Genomic DNA, 15,163 nt, shown 5'->3' on the forward strand with positions numbered 1-15,163 from the left:
ATCGAAAACCCCGTCAACCTCATGATCAACCGACTCGGGGGCGGGGAGGCGGGGTGAAGGGGGTGCCCAGGTGGGGGGTGGCCAGGATGGTGGGGGAGTGCGTGTGCAGGGCGGTTCGCCGGGAGGTGCGGGCGAGTTCCGGGTCCTCCTCGTGGGCGTACGCCAGGTCGGGGTCGACGAGCTGCACCATGTGCACCAGCAGGTCGCCGGTGAGCAGCATCCGTTCGTCGGCCGAGGTCAGGAGAACCGACTGGTGACCGGGGGTGTGGCCAGGGGTGGGCAGCAGCCGTACCGCCGGGGTCAGGGCGGTTTCGCCGTCGACCACCCGGAGCTGGCCGGCGGCGCGCAAGGGTGCGACCAGGCCGGCCGGTAAGCCGGGGTTGAGCGTCTCGGCCGCGTCGAGTTCGGCGCGCTGCACCAGGTAGGTCGCGTTCGGGAAGTACGGCCGCCCGGGTGTGCCGGTGACCGCCCAGCCGATGTGGTCGCTGTGCAGGTGGGTCAGCACTACCGTGTCGACATCGGCCGGGTCGATGCCCGCGGCGGCCAACTCGGCGGGCATCCGGCCGGGCACGGGTGCCCAGCTCGCTGCGGGCGCGTCGGCGGGGCCGATCCCGGTGTCGACAAGCGTGACCGGCCCGTCGCCGGCGCGGATCGCGAAGCTGCGAAACGGCAGCCACCACTGCCCGTCGGCGGTCACCGAGCCGGGGTCGCGCCGGTCGGCCTCCGCCCATTGCGCCGCTGTGGCCTGCGGAAACGCTTCCGCGCGGGGCTGGAAGAAGGCACCCTCACCGTCGGTGAGTGCGGTGACCGTGATAGACCCGAGGGTGCGGTTCAGTGGCATCGGACGATGATTCCAGGGCATTCCTGTTCCGCGCAGCCCGGTTCCGCCGGCCGGTCGAGGCCGGCTGGGGGCTGCCGGCCCAATTGCAGTACGCTCGTACTGCTTGAGCACGTGTCCCCCGAGAGGAGCGCCGGCCGATGGCGAAGATCAAGGTAAACAACCCGGTCGTAGAACTCGACGGCGACGAGATGACCCGGATCATCTGGAAGCAGATCCGGGAGCAGCTGATCCTGCCCTACCTCGACGTCGACCTGCACTACTACGACCTGTCGATCCAGCACCGCGACGAGACCGACGACCAGGTCACGATCGACGCCGCCAACGCCATCAAGGAGCACGGCGTCGGCGTCAAGTGCGCGACCATCACCCCGGACGAAGCCCGGGTCGAGGAGTTCGGCCTGAAGAAGATGTGGCGGTCGCCCAACGGCACCATCCGCAACATCCTCGGCGGCGTCGTCTTCCGTGAGCCGATCATCATGTCCAACGTGCCGCGGCTGGTCCCCGGCTGGACCAAGCCGATCATCATCGGCCGGCACGCCCACGGTGACCAGTACAAGGCCACCGACTTCGTCGTCCCCGGCCCGGGCACGGTGACCATCACCTACACCCCGGCCGACGGCGGCGCGCCGATGGAGATGGAGGTCGCCAACTTCCCCGGCGGCGGCATCGCCATGGGCATGTACAACTACGACGAGTCGATCCGGGACTTCGCCCGGGCGTCGTTCCGGTACGGGCTCGACCGCAACTACCCGGTCTACCTGTCCACCAAGAACACCATCCTCAAGGCGTACGACGGCCGGTTCAAGGACATCTTCGCCGAGGTGTTCGAGACCGAGTTCAAGGCCGAGTTCGCCGCTGCCGGCATCACCTACGAGCACCGGCTCATCGACGACATGGTCGCCGCCGCGCTCAAGTGGGAGGGCGGCTACGTCTGGGCCTGCAAGAACTACGACGGTGACGTGCAGTCCGACACCGTCGCGCAGGGCTTCGGCTCGCTGGGTCTGATGACCTCCGTCCTGCTCTCCCCGGACGGCCGGACCGTCGAGGCCGAGGCCGCCCACGGCACTGTCACCCGGCACTACCGGCAGTACCAGAAGGGCGAGAAGACCTCGACCAACCCGATCGCGTCGATCTACGCCTGGACCCGGGGCCTGGCCCACCGGGGCAAGCTGGACGGCACCCCGGCGGTCACCGAGTTCGCCAACACCCTGGAGCAGGTCATCGTCGACACCGTCGAGGGCGGCCAGATGACCAAGGACCTCGCGCTGCTCATCTCGCGCGATGCCCCGTGGCTGACCACCGACGAGTTCATGAACGCGCTCGACGAGAACCTGGCCCGCAAGATCGCTGCCTGATCCAGGCGTACCGCGTCATCGGAGCCCGCCGGCACATCCCTGCCGGCGGGCTTCGGCGTGTCCGGCGTCGCCGCGCCGGGCGGCGTCACTGCGGCCGGCGCGCCTCGTTGACCAGGATGGACGAGATGCCAGTCGCGTCCAAGGAAGGTTGACCACGGTCGACCCGCGGCACCCGTGCGCCGATCAGCCAGCCTTCCCGGCTGTGCCGTGCACAGCCAGCCGTCCCTTCCCTGCGGGGGGCCCTGTCCCGGGCCCCCCGCGCCCTGTTTCCCGCCAAGCTCAAGCCACACGCACAGCAGGGCTGATGCCGTCTTGGCCCTGGGCGACGCCGCCATGGCCCGTGTCCCCCGCGGCGGCCGAGCGGGGATTGGCCTCGGCCGCCGAGACCATTCCCCGAGGCCAGGTTGGTGCAGAGCACGACGGTGCCGGCCGGCGGACACTCCAGAGAGCGTGATGTCTGTAAGTCATCACGATGACTCACAGACATCACGCTTCCTGCCAAGTGGGGTGGGAGGTCGTCGAGCTGGCGTACGAGGTTGGCGGCCGGGGCGTTCAGGCGGCACGCAGCAGGTCGGCGGCGCGTTCCGGAGCGATGTCGTTGATGAAGACGCCCATCCCGGACTCGGAGCCCGCCAGGTACTTCAGCTTGTCCTGGGCACGCCGGATGCTGAACAGCTGAAGGTGCAGGTGGCCCAGCTCGCGGTCGATCCGCACGGGCGCCTGGTGCCAGGCCGAGATGTACGGCATCGGCATGTCGAACAGGCCGTCGAAGCGGCGCAGCAGATCCAGGTAGAGCGGCCCGAAGGCGTCCCGCTCACTGTCGCTGAGCGCCGGGATGTCCGGCACCACGCGGTGTGGCGCGACGTGCACCTCGAACGGCCAGCGCGCTGCCGCCGGGACGAACGCCGTCCAGTGTTCGTTCTCGGCGACCACCCGGTCACCGGTGGCGCGCTCGGCGGCCAGCACGTCCGCGTACAGGTTGCCCCCGCCGGTCCGTTCGGCGTGCCGGCGCGCCGCGGCCAGAAGCGCGCGGGTGCGCGGTGTCACGAAGGGGTACGCGTAGATCTGCCCGTGCGGATGGTGCAGCGTCACGCCGATCTCGACACCCCGGTTCTCGAAGCAGAAGATCTGCTCGACGCCGGGCAGCGCGCCCAGCACCTCGGTGCGGTCGGCGAGCGCGTCCAGCACGGTGCGGACCCGGCGTGGCGGCAGGCTGGCGAAGGAGGCGTTGTGGTCGGAGGTGAAGCAGACCACCTCGCACCGGCCGAGGCCCGGCCGGACCGGTGTGAACGGGGTGATCTCGCCGGGCTCCTCGGCCACCCGCCCGCTGAGTGAGGGGAACCGGTTCTCGAAGACCACCACGTCGTAGTCGGGTGCGGGGATCTCGGTCAGCCGGTCGCCCACCGACGGGTCGAGGGGGCACTCGTTCGCCGGCGGGAGGAAGGTGCGGGTCTGCCGGTGCACGGCGACCGCCACCCACTCGTCGGTCAACGGGTCGTAGCGCAGCTGCGACGCAGGGGGAGGCGGCGGCAGGTCCCGGCGGTCCGGCTGGTCGCGGACCGCGTCGTCGCGCTCGTCGAAGTAGATCAGCTCCCGGCCGTCGGCCAGGTCGATCGCGGTGCGCTTCACGGCGCCGTCCCCTCAGTTGTCGGCGTGCGCGTCACGCGGCCCGCCCCTCGCCTTCACCATGATCAGTTCGCCCACCTGCTCGCCGAGTACCCGTCGTGCGGGTGGAGGCAACCGGTCGTCGCTGACCAGTACGTGGGCCGCCGCCAACGCGACGATCGAGGAGATGCCCACAGTGCCCCACTTGGTGTGGTCGGCGAGCACCACCAGTTGGTCCGCCGCGGCCACGAGCGCCCGATCGGTCTCCGCCTCCATCAGGTTCGGGGTGGTGAAGCCGGCCCGCTCGGTGATGCCGTGGACGCCCAGGAAGAGCAGATCAAGGTGCAGTGACCGGACGGCCCCGACCGCGAGTGGACCGACCAGCGCGTCCGACGGTGTGCGTACGCCGCCGGTGAGCACCACCGTCTGGTCCGGGCGGCCGCCGGCGTGCATGATCTCGGCGACCGGCAGCGAGTTGGTGACGACTGTCAGCTCGGGCACGTCCACCAGTCGGCGGGCCAGTTCGGCGGTGGTGGTGCCGGCGGAGAGCGCGATCGCCGCTCCCGGCCGGACCAGCTGGGCCGCCCGGTCGGCGATGGCGGCCTTCTCCGGAAGTTGGCGGACCGACTTGGCGTGGAAACCCGGCTCGTCGGTCGAGCTCGGCCCGGTTGTGGTGGCACCGCCGTGCACCTTGGCCAGCAGGCCGCGCTCGTGCAGCGCGTCCAGGTCACGCCGGATGGTCATGTCGGACACGCCGAACTCGCCTGCCAGCTCGCTGACCCGGACCCCACCGGTCGAGCGGACCCGCTCCAGGATGGCCGCCTGCCGCTGCTGAGCGAGCATCAGCCGTGCCTCCCCGGACGTCCACGTACCTCACGCGGTCAAACGTGTTCCAACAAAGATGAACACTAGCGCGTGCGGGTCAGCTGTGGAAGAAACGGGTACGGCGACGCCTCAGGCGGTGGCGATCTTCAGCTCCACCCAACCGGTCTCGGTCAGATGGTGCAGCACGGCCTGCACCGCGTCCGCCACGCTCAGGTCGGTGGTGTCGAGCACCAGATCGGCGTCGGTCGGCTCCTCGTACGGGTCGTCGATGCCGGTCATCCCGGTGAGCAGGCCGGCCCGCGCCCGCGCGTACAGGCCCTTGCGGTCGCGCCGCTCGCACACCTCGAGCGGGGTGGCCACGTGCACGAGCACGAAACCCGCCCCGGCGGCGAGAGCCATCTCCCGGGCGGTGGCCCGGGCCGCCGCGTACGGGGCGATCGGGCAGCAGATGCCCACCCCACGGTGCCGGGCGATCTCGGCGGCCACCCAGCCGATCCGCCGTACGTTGAGATCCCGGTCGGCCTTGCTGAAGCCCAGACCGGCGGAGAGCTCCCGGCGCACCACGTCCCCGTCGAGCAGGGTCACAGTGCGGTCGCCGCTCTCCCGTAACGCGTCCGCCAGGCCTCGGGCGATCGTCGACTTGCCGGAGCCGGAGAGGCCGGTCAGGAAGACCACCAGCCCGCGCTGCCGACGTGGCGGCCGGGCCCGGGCCAACTCCCGCGCCACTGCGGGCGGGGTGTGCCACTCCGGTAGCGGGAAGCCCCTGTCCAGCAGGTCGTCGATCTCCGGCTGGGTCAGCGCGAGCCGGCGATTGCGCGGCGGGATGTCCTCCCGCCAGCGCCACTGCCCGTCCCGGTTGTCGTACGCGAGCTCGCGCGGCACCAGCACCCGCAGCCCGGCTCCGGAGAGCATCTCCCCGGTGGAGAGCAGGTGGGTGACCCCGTACGCGGCGGAGACCCGGGCGCGCAGCAACGCGTCACTGATCTCCTCGCGGCGGTGCGACAGAGGCACCGCGACCAGGGTGGCGGGCGGCATCCGGTCCCGCGCGGCGAAGATCGTACGGACCAGCGCCTCCGGCGGGAGCCCGTCGGCGCCACCCTCACCGACCGGGATCATCACGAGCAGGTGCGCGGCCAGGGTGCGGGCGGCATGGGCGATCTGCGCGAGCTGCGGACGATGCAGCGGCCGATCGGCGATCACCCCGAGCACCCGGCCCGGGGGCAGTAGCGCGCGGACCTCCTCCGGGTTGCGGCGCAGCCGCTGGAACGGACCGTGCCCACCGTCGCCCAACCGCCGGACCTGACCGCCGACCCCCGCCACGCCCTCGCGTACCGGCCAGACGTCGGCCACGTCCAGGGCGGCTGCCGGGGCGCCCTCCCCGTCGGTCAACACGAGCGCCCGGCGGGCCGGGTCGCGCGGATCGAAGCTCTGCGCCAGTGTCGCCGGCACCTGGAGGACGACAGCGACCTGCCACGGTGTGCCGTCGGCCAGCCGGCCGCGTCGGCTGACCGAGACCAGGTCAGCGCGGGTCATGAAGCCAGTCAGAGGGGCGTACGCGCCGGTCAGTAGCAGCTCCAGATCCGCGAGCTCACCGGGACGTGGCGTGTACGCCGGTGCGTCCCGTAGCACCTCGTCGGGCAGCACCCAGCCGTTGCTCATCCACACCCCCCACTCGCTGACCGGCACACAGTTTCGCAGCCGACCGCCGATCGGTCGAGGGCGCCACTCCACGACCCGGGCGGGCGGATCAGCGCTTGATCCGCCGGCCTACCGCCGACCGCACCCGGTTCCACACCTTCCGCTCGTCGCGGATCCGGGGTCGCGAGCCGTCGGCCCGGCAGATGAACACCAGCGGCAGCCGCGCGTCCTCGGTCCAGCCCACGTTGGAGATCCGGGCCTTGAGCATCCAGCTGCCCCTGGTCCGGCCACCGTTGAGGGCGGCGAAGTCGATAGTGGCGGTGGCCCGGTGCACCAGGTGCACGATGTCCGCTCCGGTCCCGCTGGTGATCCGTTCGGTCTGGAAGGTCATCGGCAGGAAGATCTCGCCGCCGGTCTCCCGATGGCGGGCCACCAGGTCCAGGCGGGCCTTGCGCACCTGCGCGGTGGCGTCCAGCACCTCGGGGGCGATCTCCTCCATCGGGAGCATCAGCACGTCGCGGCCATCGTCGGCGCGGAAGCCCACCGGCTGGTCCGCGGAACGCAGCTCGGCGGCGACGGTCACCGTGACGGCGTGGTCAGTGTGCTGGAGTTCGTCGATCCGGCCGTGTGCGGCGATGCCCGCCTCCCAGCGGGCGAGCCGACGCAGGTCCGCGACGCGGCCCCGCTCGGCGAGGTACGCCACGGCGCGGAGCAGGGGCGGCAGCCCGGCGGCGACGCCACTGGCGAAGCGGTCCTGGATGATCTTCTGGGTTTCCAGCGCGACCTGGTCCAGCCAGGCCTCGGGGGCTTCCAGCAGCCGCTTGCCGCGCAGCCGGCTGAGCATCTCGTTGCGCAGCCAGCGCCGGTGCAGCCGGTCCCGCAGCGGACCCGGCTCGGTGTGGGCGTCGACCACGTCCAGCGCCTCCCGCACGCTGGCGAAGTAGCTCGACGGGTCCATCTCGCCGGCGGTGACGTTACGCCCGTCGCCCCGGTGGACGTGGTGGTAGCAGGTGTAGTCGGACAGCACCGAGGTGCGCCGGGACAGGAAGTAGGCGCGGACGACCAGCGAGTGGTCCTCCAGCCGACGCTTGCCGCCCTCCGGGAACCGCAGACCGTGCTCGTTGAGGAACGACCGCCGGAACAGCTTGTGGCAGGTCAGGCTGTCGATCAGAGGGGAGTTGGCAAGCGTGGCGTCGAAGCGGTTCTTCCGGAACAGCTCCCGCGGCACGGGGCGCCCGTACCCGGCCATCTTCCCGACCACGATGTCGGCGTCGTTCGTCGTCGCGCAGGCGTGGAGCCGCTCCAGCGCCTCGTCGGCGAACCAGTCGTCGTCGTCGGCGAAGAAGACGTACTCGCCCTGGGCGTGCTCGATGCCGAGGTTTCGCGGACGCGACGGCCACCCGGAGTTCTCGATGTGCAGCACCCGGATGTGTGGGTGCTCGGCGGCCAGCCGGTCCAGTCGCTTGGCTGTGCCGTCTGTCGAGCCGTCGTCGACGAAGATCGCCTCGAACTCGTCAGCGGGCAGTGACTGCCGCAGCAGCGAGGCGACGAGCTTCTCGATGTGCGGGCCGCAGTTGTACGCCGGCACCACGACGCTCACCTTGGGGACGCCCACCTTGGCTTTCAGGATCCCTCCCACGTCGTCAGTCGATCACCAGTCAGGTCGATGTCTGGTGAACGGGAGGTGAATGGTGCCACCCCGGATCCGTCTTTCCCGAGGCGGGGTCGGGCCGAACGCAGGACCGGCGGAAACGTCGCCGGAGCCCCGGGTGGGGACCTTAGGGGTCCGGCCGGAAAAGGATCAGGGGAGCGCCGGGGGCGTGCCGGTGTCCGGGCTGGGCATCGACTCCCTACGCTGGGCTCGTGACACTGATCGCGACCCAGTCGCTCACCAAGACGTACGGAGGTCGGGTCACCGCGCTGGCCGACCTCACCGTCGCCGTCGAGCCCGGGATCATCGGCCTGGTGGGCGCGAACGGCGCCGGAAAATCCACGTTGATCAAGATTCTGCTCGGCCTGATCGCACCAACCAGCGGGCAGGTCTCGGTGCTCGGCATCGACCCGACCGCGGACCCGGCGGCCGTCCGCAACCGGGTCGGCTACATGCCGGAGCACGACTGCCTCCCCCCGGACCTGTCCGCCGCCGAGCTGGTCACCCACCTCGGCCGGATGAGCGGTCTGCCCCGCACCGCGGCCCGTGAGCGGGCCTCGGAGGCGCTGCGGCACGTGGGGCTCTATGAGGAGCGCTACCGCCCGGTCGGTGGCTACTCCACCGGCATGAAGCAGCGCGTCAAGCTGGCCCAGGCGCTGGTGCACGACCCCGACCTGCTGCTGCTGGACGAGCCGACCAACGGCCTGGACCCGGCCGGCCGCGACGCCATGCTGGCGCTGGTGCACCGGATCGGCACCGAGTTCGGCATCTCCGTGCTGGTCTGTTCGCACCTGCTCGGCGAGGTGGAGCGGATCTGCGACACGCTGATCGCCATCGACGGCGGCAAACTGCTGCGCGCCGACAACATCTCCGCGATGACCTCGGCCACCGACGTGCTCGCCGTGGAGGTCAGCGAAGGCACCGAGGAACTCGCCGCCCGGCTCGCCGAGCTGAAACTGCCGGTCGCCCGGGACGGGCGACTGCTCCTCGTGCCGCTCGCCGACGACGGCACCTACGACCTGATCCTCGGTGCGGTCGCCGAACTGGACCTGCCACTGCACCGACTGGACCAGCGCCGGCACCGGGTGGCCGAACTCTTCGCCACGAGGGAGCTCACCCATGCCTGAGCCGACCGCAGCCGCCGTGCGCCCCGCGCCGACCGGCGTCATCCACGACATCGGCTACCAGCGCTACAAGGGTCCGCGGCTGGGCCGCCGACAGGTCTTCGGCGCGCTCTACCTGCACGGTCTGCGCACCGCGTTCGGCTTCGGGCGCAGCGCCAAGGCCAAGATCTTCCCGTGGCTGGTGGTCGGCATCGTCTCGCTGGTCGCGGTGGCCCTGGCCGCGGTACGCAGCCAGATCGGCGAGCCAGTCGCCACGTACGCCCAGTTCGCCGACGCGATGAGCTGGCTTGTCATCTTCTTCGTCGCTGTCGTCGCTCCGGAGCTGGTCTCCCGGGACCTGCGCAGCGGTGTGCTGCCGCTGTACTTCTCCCGGCCGCTGCCGCGCACCGACTACGCGCTTGCCAAGCTGCTGGCGCTGGTCACCGCCCTCTGGTTGCTGCTCGGCGGGCCGCAGCTGCTGATGTTCCTGGGTGCCGCCTTCACCACCAAGCAGGGCATGCGCGGGGTGTGGAACGAGCTGCTCGACCTGCTGCCCGGGCTGCTCTACGCCGGGCTGTGGGCTGTGGTCTTCGCCTCGGTCGGGCTGCTGGTCGCCTCGCTGACCGGCAAGCGCGCCTTCGCCGCCGGTGGGGTGGTGGCGGTCTTCCTGATGACCACCCCGATCGTCGGGGTGCTGAGCATCCTGCCGTCGCGCGCCGCCAACGAGCTGGCCGGGCTCGCCTCGCCCTCCACGCTGGTGCAGGGGGTGGGCATCTGGTCGCTGGGTGACCTGCTGGTCGAGGGCGATCCGGGCGAGATGATGATCGGCGGGTTCGGCCCGGTCTACGCCCTGGCCGCGGTGCTGTTGGTCGCTGGCGCGACCGCCCTCCTGCTGGCCCGCTACCGGAAGGTCGCCTCCTGATGAGCACGCTGAGCCTGACCGGGGTGTCCCGGTGGTACGGCAACGTGGTCGCTGTCAACGACATCAGCATGGCCCTGGGGCCGGGCGTGACGGGGCTGCTCGGCCCGAACGGCGCCGGCAAGACCACGCTGCTGCACATGATGGCCGGGTTCCTCGCCCCGTCGCGCGGCACTGTCACCCTCGACGACGAGCCGACCTGGCGTAACCCCGACGTCTACCGGCGGCTGGGGCTGGTCAGTGAACGGGAGGCGGTGCAGGGTTTCCTCACCGCGTACGAGTTCGTGCTGGCCAGCGCGAAGCTGCACCGGCTGGCCGACCCGGCGGCGGCGGCCCGGCGGGCGATCGATCTGGTGGAGCTGGAGTCGGCGCAGGACCGCCGGATCGGCACGTACTCCAAGGGCATGCGGCAGCGGGCCAGGGTTGCCGCCGCGTTGGTGCACGACCCGCAGGTGCTGCTGCTCGACGAGCCGTTCAACGGAATGGACCCACGCCAGCGGCTGCACATGATGCAGCTCCTGCACACCCTGGGCGACGCCGGTCGGACGATCCTGTTCAGCTCGCACATCCTGGAGGAGGTCGAGCAGGTCTCCGGGACGGTGCAGGTGATGGTGGCCGGCCGGTTGGCGGCCTCCGGCGACTTCCGGACCATCCGCCGGTTGATGACCAACCGCCCGCACGTGTTCGCGGTGCGGTCGACGAACGACAGGGCCTTGGCCGTCGCGCTGATCGCCGAGCCGTCGGTCAGTGGGGTCGAGTTGGACCCGACCGGCCTGACCGTGCGGGCCGGTGACTACGGCGCCTTCACCCGGGCGCTACCCCGGATCGCGCTCAAGCAAGGCATCCGGGTGCGCCAGCTGGTGCCGTCCGACGAGTCTCTGGAGAGCGTCTTCTCCTACCTGGTGGAGGCCTGACATGTCGACAATTACCTGGATCACCGCACGCGGGCTGTTCGGCCGGCGTCGGTTCCTGCTGCTGCTCCCGTTGCCGTTGGTGCTGCTCGGGCTGGCCGTGCTCTGCCGGTCGCTGGGCGTGGACCCGGGCGAGTGGGGGCCGCCGGTGCTGGTCGGCCTCGGGCTGGCCGTGGTGCTGCCGGTGGTCGCGCTGATCATCGGCACGGGGGTGCTGGGTGCCGAGATCGACGACGGCACCGTGGTGCACATCCTGACCAAGCCGCTGCCGCGCTGGCAGATCGTGCTGCCGAAGCTCGCGGTCGCCGCCGGGGTCACCGCGGTCACCGTCGCGGTGCCGCTCTACGTCGCGGGCGTGCTCGCCGATTCGGTACGCCTCGGTCTGGCACTGGCTGTCGCGGCGGCGCTCGGCGCGTTGGCGTACTCGGCGTTGTTCCTCGCGCTCAGCCTGGTCACCAGGCGGCCGGTGCTGCTCGGCCTGGTCTACGTGCTGATCTGGGAGGGGCTGCTGGGCAACTTCGTCAGCGGCACCAAGGTGCTCTCCATCCAGCAGTACGTGATCGCTCTCGCCGACCGGCTCGCCCCCACCGGGCTGCTGGAGACCAGCGTGTCGGTGCCGGTGGCGTCGGTGATGACCGCGCTGGTCAGCGTGGGCTTCACAGTGCTCGCCATCGACCGCCTGCGCTCGTTCAGCGTGGCGGGCGAGACGAGCTGACGGCGGTGCTAGGGCGTGTGTCAAAGCCCCTGGCCGGCCTGCGGCGGGCCCAGGCGACGACCGGCCGCGTTGGAAATCGGCCCGGATACAACACCGGTATCCGGGCCGATTTCCGCCTTCCCGGACCGCCGCCTGGACTCCGCCTCGGCTCGACCGAGGCTTTGACACACGCCCTGGCCGCTGTTCCGGCCAGCCCCCGCGCGGCGGTAGGGCTGGCCGGATGGACCGGTCGGGCCACATCGGGCCAGGCTGAAGGGCGTGAGCGTCGAAGCGGAGCGGACGTCGTTGGCTGAGCCATACTCCCGGAGCAGCCGGCCGTGGCTGACCAGCCTGGCCGTCGCCGGTCTGGCCTGTGCCACTGTCGCCACGGCGGCTCAGGGCACCGGCCAGTTCCACTGGTGGGCGGTGTTCATCCTGATCCCGGCCGCGTTGATCGCGGCCAGCGGCGGCCCGTTGCTGGCCCGCGGCGGGGGCCGGGCCTTCGCCGGGTACATGCTCGCCTGCGTCGGCACGATGGTCTTCGCGGTGGGCGCGCTGCTGATGTTCGGGGTGATGGGGCGGGGTTGGCCGCTGATGGTGGTGCTGCCCTGCCTGGCGGTCGCCGGCACCTACGGCTGGCGGGCGGCCCACCCGCTGGCCCGCGGCCTGCACCGGGCGGTGGCCCTGCTCGCGCTGACCGGGGCGCTGCTCGGCCTGACCCTGCAACTGATCCGGGTGGAGCTGATCGACCTGGAGACCGGTTGGTGGGGCGCGTTCCTGATGCTGGCCGGGGCCATCGTGCTGGGCAACGCGGGGGAGTTGACCCGACACCGGATGCCGTACCGCCTCCAGGCGATCACCCTGCTGGTGGGGCCCTCCGTGATCGCGTTCCTGCTCGGGCTGCGCTTCCTGCGCGGTTGGTGACCCGCCGGCCCGCCGCCGCCCGAGCAGGCGGCGGCGGGCCCGGGTCAGAAGGCGCAGGCGATGACCAGCTCCGGGGTACGGTCCGGGAGCAGGTCGAGTTTGCCGATCCGGCCCGCCGCCCGTAGGTCGTCGGCGACCAGCGTGAGCTGCTCCAGCAGCGCCGCCGGGCCGAGCGCCTCGGCCAACGGCACCTCCGCCTTCATCGACAGCTTCCGCTCCGACTTGGCTCGTCGCACCTGGCTGAGCGCCTCACCGGCGAGCCGCAGCAGCGCCGGCTCACCCGACCCCTCGATCGTCCGGGCCACCTCGTACGTGGTGGGCCACGGCGCCTGGTGCACCGAGCCGTACCGCCACCACGACCAGACCTCCTCGGTCACGTACGGCAGCACCGGTGCGAACAACCGCAGCTGCACCGAGAGCGCCGAGGCCAACGCCGCCCGGGCGGAGTCGGCGCCCGCGCCGGTGCCGTAGGCGCGCTCCTTGACCAGCTCGATGTAGTCGTCGCAGAACCGCCAGAAGAACGCCTCGGTCACCTGCAACGCCGCCGTGTGGTCGTACGAGTCGAAGGCGGCGCTCGCGGCGGTGACCACGGTGGCCAGCTCGGCGAGCATGGCCCGGTCCAGTGGGGTGGTGGCCGACAGCTCCAGGTCGCGGCGTGGCGTCAGACGCGCCGAGCTGGAGTTGTCGTACGGGGCGCGCAGCGCGTCGACCGCGCCCAGCCCGAGCGCGAACTTGGACGCGTTGAGCAGTTTGGTGGCGAGTCTCCGGCCAACCTTGATCTGCGCCGGGTCGAAGGCCAGGTCCATGCCGGGCTTGCCGCTGGCCGCCCAGTAGCGCACCGCGTCCGAGCCGTGCTGCTCCAGCAGGGCCAGCGGGGTGACCACGTTCCCCTTGGACTTGGCCATCTTCTTGTGGTCGGGGTCGAGGATCCAGCCGGAGAGCACTGTGTCCCGCCAGGGCAGCACACCGTGCTCGAAGTGCGAACGGACCACGCTGTCGAAGAGCCAGGTCCGGATGATCTCCTGCCCCTGCGGGCGGAGGTCCATCGGGAAGACCCGGGCGAACAGGTCCGGGTCGGTCTCCCAGCCACCGACGATCTGCGGAGTCAGCGACGAGGTGGCCCAGGTGTCGAGCACGTCCGGGTCGCCGATGAAGCCACCCGGCCGGCCGCGCTGCGACTCGTCGTACCCAGGCGCCGGATCGCTGGATGGATCGACCGGCAGCGCGGACTCGTCCGGCGTGAGAGGGTGGGACCAGTCCGGCTCGCCAGTGTCGTCGAGCCGGTACCACACCGGCACCGGCACCCCGAAGAAGCGTTGACGGCTGACCAGCCAGTCGCCGTTCAGGCCGCCCACCCAGTTGTCGTAGCGGTGTTTCATGTGCGCCGGCACCCAGTGCAACTGCTCGCCCCGGGCCAGCAGCGTGGCCCGCAGCGCCTCGTCCCGGCCGCCGTTGCGCAGATACCACTGTCGAGTCGAGACGATCTCCAGTGGCCGGTCGCCGCGTTCGTAGAACTTCACCGGGTGGGTGATCGGGCGCGGCTCGCCGATCAGGTCACCCGCGTCGGTCAGCATCCCGACGATCTCCCGCCGGGCACCGTTGACGGTCTGCCCGGCCAGTGCCGCGTACGGCTGTGCCGGCACCCCGTCCGGCGGCTCGGGGAGCAGCCGGCCGTCCCGGCCGATCACCACCCGGGTGTCCAGCCCCAGCTCCCGCCACCAGGTCACGTCGGTCAGGTCACCGAACGTGCAGACCATCGCGACACCGGTGCCCTTGCCGGGCTCGGCGAGGGGATGGGCGTACACCGGAACCTCGACGTCGAACAGCGGGCTGCGCACGGTGCCGCCCACCAGGTCGGCGTACCGCTCGTCGTCGGGGTGACAGACCAGCGCCACACAGGCCGGCAACAGTTCGGGCCGGGTGGTGTCGATGAGCACGTCACGTCCGTCGGCCGCGACGAACCGCAGCCGGTGGTAGGCGCCGGGGCGCTCCCGGTCCTCCAACTCCGCCTGGGCGACCGCCGTGGAGAAGCCGACGTCCCAGAGGGTCGGCGCCTCCGACTGGTACGCCTCGCCGCGGCGCAGGTTGCGGACGAACGCCCGTTGGCTGGTGGTCCGGGCCATCCGGCCGATCGTCGTGTACGTCAGGGACCAGTCCACCGAGAGCCCGAGACGCCGCCACAGCGCCTCGAAGGCCTGTTCGTCGGTGACCGTCAACCGTTCGCACAGCTCGATGAAGTTGCGCCGGGAGATCGGGGTGGGGTCGCGTCGGGCCGCGTCGTTGACCGGAGCCGCCGGTGGCCGCCACACCGGGTCGTACGGCAGTGCCGGGTCGCACCGCACCCCGTACACGTTCTGCGCCCGACGCTCGGTGGGCAGGCCGTTGTCGTCCCAGCCCATTGGGTAGAAGACGGCCTTGCCGCGCATCCGCTGGTACCGGGCCGTGGTGTCGGTGTGCGTGTACGAGAAGACGTGCCCCATGTGCAACTCGCCCGATACGGTCGGCGGTGGGGTGTCGATCGAGAACACGTCGGTGCGCGCCTTGGCGCGGTCGAACGCGTACGTGCCTTCCTCCTGCCAGCGGCGTGCCCAGCTCTCCTCGAGCCCGTCCAGGGTGGGACGCTCGGGAACGCCGGCGCGGGCCGTCCTCGCCGTATCGGTCATCCTGCGATCGTAGGCACCTGCCGGGTGCGGGGCG

12 protein-coding genes are annotated in these 15,163 nt (G+C 71.3%); 6 read left to right on the top strand and 6 right to left on the bottom strand.

What is annotated here, in order from left to right; all coding sequences use genetic code 11:
* Positions 1–25 precede the first annotated feature (25 nt).
* Positions 26–841 carry an MBL fold metallo-hydrolase gene (locus OH804_RS32380; RefSeq protein ID WP_406061412.1) on the bottom strand — a complete coding sequence of 272 codons (816 nt, stop codon included), beginning with the start codon at positions 839–841 and terminating at the stop codon, positions 26–28.
* 137 nt (positions 842–978) lie between these two features.
* Between OH804_RS32380 and OH804_RS32385 the strand changes: the two genes are divergently transcribed.
* The gene (locus OH804_RS32385; RefSeq protein ID WP_124773753.1) at positions 979–2,196 is read left to right on the top strand and encodes an NADP-dependent isocitrate dehydrogenase; all 1,218 of its coding nucleotides are present in this window, start codon (positions 979–981) and stop codon (positions 2,194–2,196) included.
* A 552-nt stretch (positions 2,197–2,748) separates the two neighbouring features.
* Here the strand turns inward: OH804_RS32385 and galT are convergent.
* The 4 genes from galT to OH804_RS32405 all read right to left on the bottom strand — a co-directional run bounded on the left by galT (position 2,749) and on the right by OH804_RS32405 (position 7,903).
* Entirely contained in the window at positions 2,749–3,825 is a 1,077-nt protein-coding gene (gene galT / locus OH804_RS32390; protein ID WP_406061414.1) for a galactose-1-phosphate uridylyltransferase, read from the bottom strand.
* 12 nt (positions 3,826–3,837) lie between these two features.
* Entirely contained in the window at positions 3,838–4,644 is an 807-nt protein-coding gene (locus OH804_RS32395; protein WP_112583761.1) for a DeoR/GlpR family DNA-binding transcription regulator, read from the bottom strand.
* A 111-nt stretch (positions 4,645–4,755) separates the two neighbouring features.
* Entirely contained in the window at positions 4,756–6,285 is a 1,530-nt protein-coding gene (cysC, locus tag OH804_RS32400; RefSeq protein WP_196919719.1) for an adenylyl-sulfate kinase, read from the bottom strand.
* Positions 6,286–6,373: 88 nt separating this feature from the next.
* Complete coding sequence (locus OH804_RS32405) at positions 6,374–7,903, bottom strand: glycosyltransferase family 2 protein (protein ID WP_406061417.1); 1,530 nt, start codon at positions 7,901–7,903, stop codon at positions 6,374–6,376.
* Positions 7,904–8,127: 224 nt separating this feature from the next.
* Between OH804_RS32405 and OH804_RS32410 the strand changes: the two genes are divergently transcribed.
* The 5 genes from OH804_RS32410 to OH804_RS32430 all read left to right on the top strand — a co-directional run bounded on the left by OH804_RS32410 (position 8,128) and on the right by OH804_RS32430 (position 12,466).
* Positions 8,128–9,042, top strand: a complete 915-nt coding sequence (locus tag OH804_RS32410) for an ABC transporter ATP-binding protein (RefSeq protein ID WP_196919718.1) — start codon at positions 8,128–8,130, stop codon at positions 9,040–9,042.
* Positions 9,035–9,940 carry an ABC transporter permease gene (locus OH804_RS32415; protein ID WP_196919717.1) on the top strand — a complete coding sequence of 302 codons (906 nt, stop codon included), beginning with the start codon at positions 9,035–9,037 and terminating at the stop codon, positions 9,938–9,940. The genes OH804_RS32410 and OH804_RS32415 overlap by 8 nt, the downstream gene beginning before the upstream one ends.
* Positions 9,940–10,851 (top strand): ABC transporter ATP-binding protein, encoded by a 912-nt coding sequence (locus OH804_RS32420; RefSeq protein WP_196919716.1) that lies wholly within the window; start codon positions 9,940–9,942, stop codon positions 10,849–10,851. Before OH804_RS32415 ends, OH804_RS32420 begins: the two co-directional genes overlap by 1 nt.
* A 1-nt stretch (position 10,852) precedes the next feature.
* The gene (locus OH804_RS32425) at positions 10,853–11,563 is read left to right on the top strand and encodes an ABC transporter permease subunit (protein WP_406061420.1); all 711 of its coding nucleotides are present in this window, start codon (positions 10,853–10,855) and stop codon (positions 11,561–11,563) included.
* 258 nt (positions 11,564–11,821) lie between these two features.
* Positions 11,822–12,466 carry a hypothetical protein gene (locus OH804_RS32430; RefSeq protein WP_196919714.1) on the top strand — a complete coding sequence of 215 codons (645 nt, stop codon included), beginning with the start codon at positions 11,822–11,824 and terminating at the stop codon, positions 12,464–12,466.
* A gap of 44 nt (positions 12,467–12,510) precedes the next feature.
* On the opposite strand, the gene valS is transcribed toward OH804_RS32430, so the two are convergent.
* A complete protein-coding gene (valS, locus tag OH804_RS32435; protein WP_406061422.1) occupies positions 12,511–15,129 on the bottom strand; it encodes a valine--tRNA ligase in 2,619 nt (872 codons plus the stop codon).
* Between the last annotated feature and the right edge of the window lie 34 nt (positions 15,130–15,163).

This window comes from Micromonospora sp. NBC_00860, from assembly GCF_045207375.1.
In the GTDB taxonomy this organism is placed as follows: Bacteria; Actinomycetota; Actinomycetes; order Mycobacteriales; family Micromonosporaceae; genus Micromonospora; species Micromonospora vinacea.

What these genes read in the sequence shown, in the direction of transcription:
- OH804_RS32385 (WP_124773753.1), top strand. Translation starts at nt 979, where the DNA reads ATGGCGAAGATCAAGGTAAACAACCCGGTCGTAGAACTCGACGGCGAC.
- OH804_RS32415 (WP_196919717.1), top strand. Translation starts at nt 9,035, where the DNA reads ATGCCTGAGCCGACCGCAGCCGCCGTGCGCCCCGCGCCGACCGGCGTC.
- OH804_RS32425 (WP_406061420.1), top strand. Translation starts at nt 10,853, where the DNA reads ATGTCGACAATTACCTGGATCACCGCACGCGGGCTGTTCGGCCGGCGT.
- OH804_RS32420 (WP_196919716.1), top strand. Translation starts at nt 9,940, where the DNA reads ATGAGCACGCTGAGCCTGACCGGGGTGTCCCGGTGGTACGGCAACGTG.
- OH804_RS32380 (WP_406061412.1), bottom strand. Translation starts at nt 841, where the DNA reads ATGCCACTGAACCGCACCCTCGGGTCTATCACGGTCACCGCACTCACC.
- cysC (WP_196919719.1), bottom strand. Translation starts at nt 6,285, where the DNA reads ATGAGCAACGGCTGGGTGCTGCCCGACGAGGTGCTACGGGACGCACCG.
- OH804_RS32395 (WP_112583761.1), bottom strand. Translation starts at nt 4,644, where the DNA reads ATGCTCGCTCAGCAGCGGCAGGCGGCCATCCTGGAGCGGGTCCGCTCG.
- valS (WP_406061422.1), bottom strand. Translation starts at nt 15,129, where the DNA reads ATGACCGATACGGCGAGGACGGCCCGCGCCGGCGTTCCCGAGCGTCCC.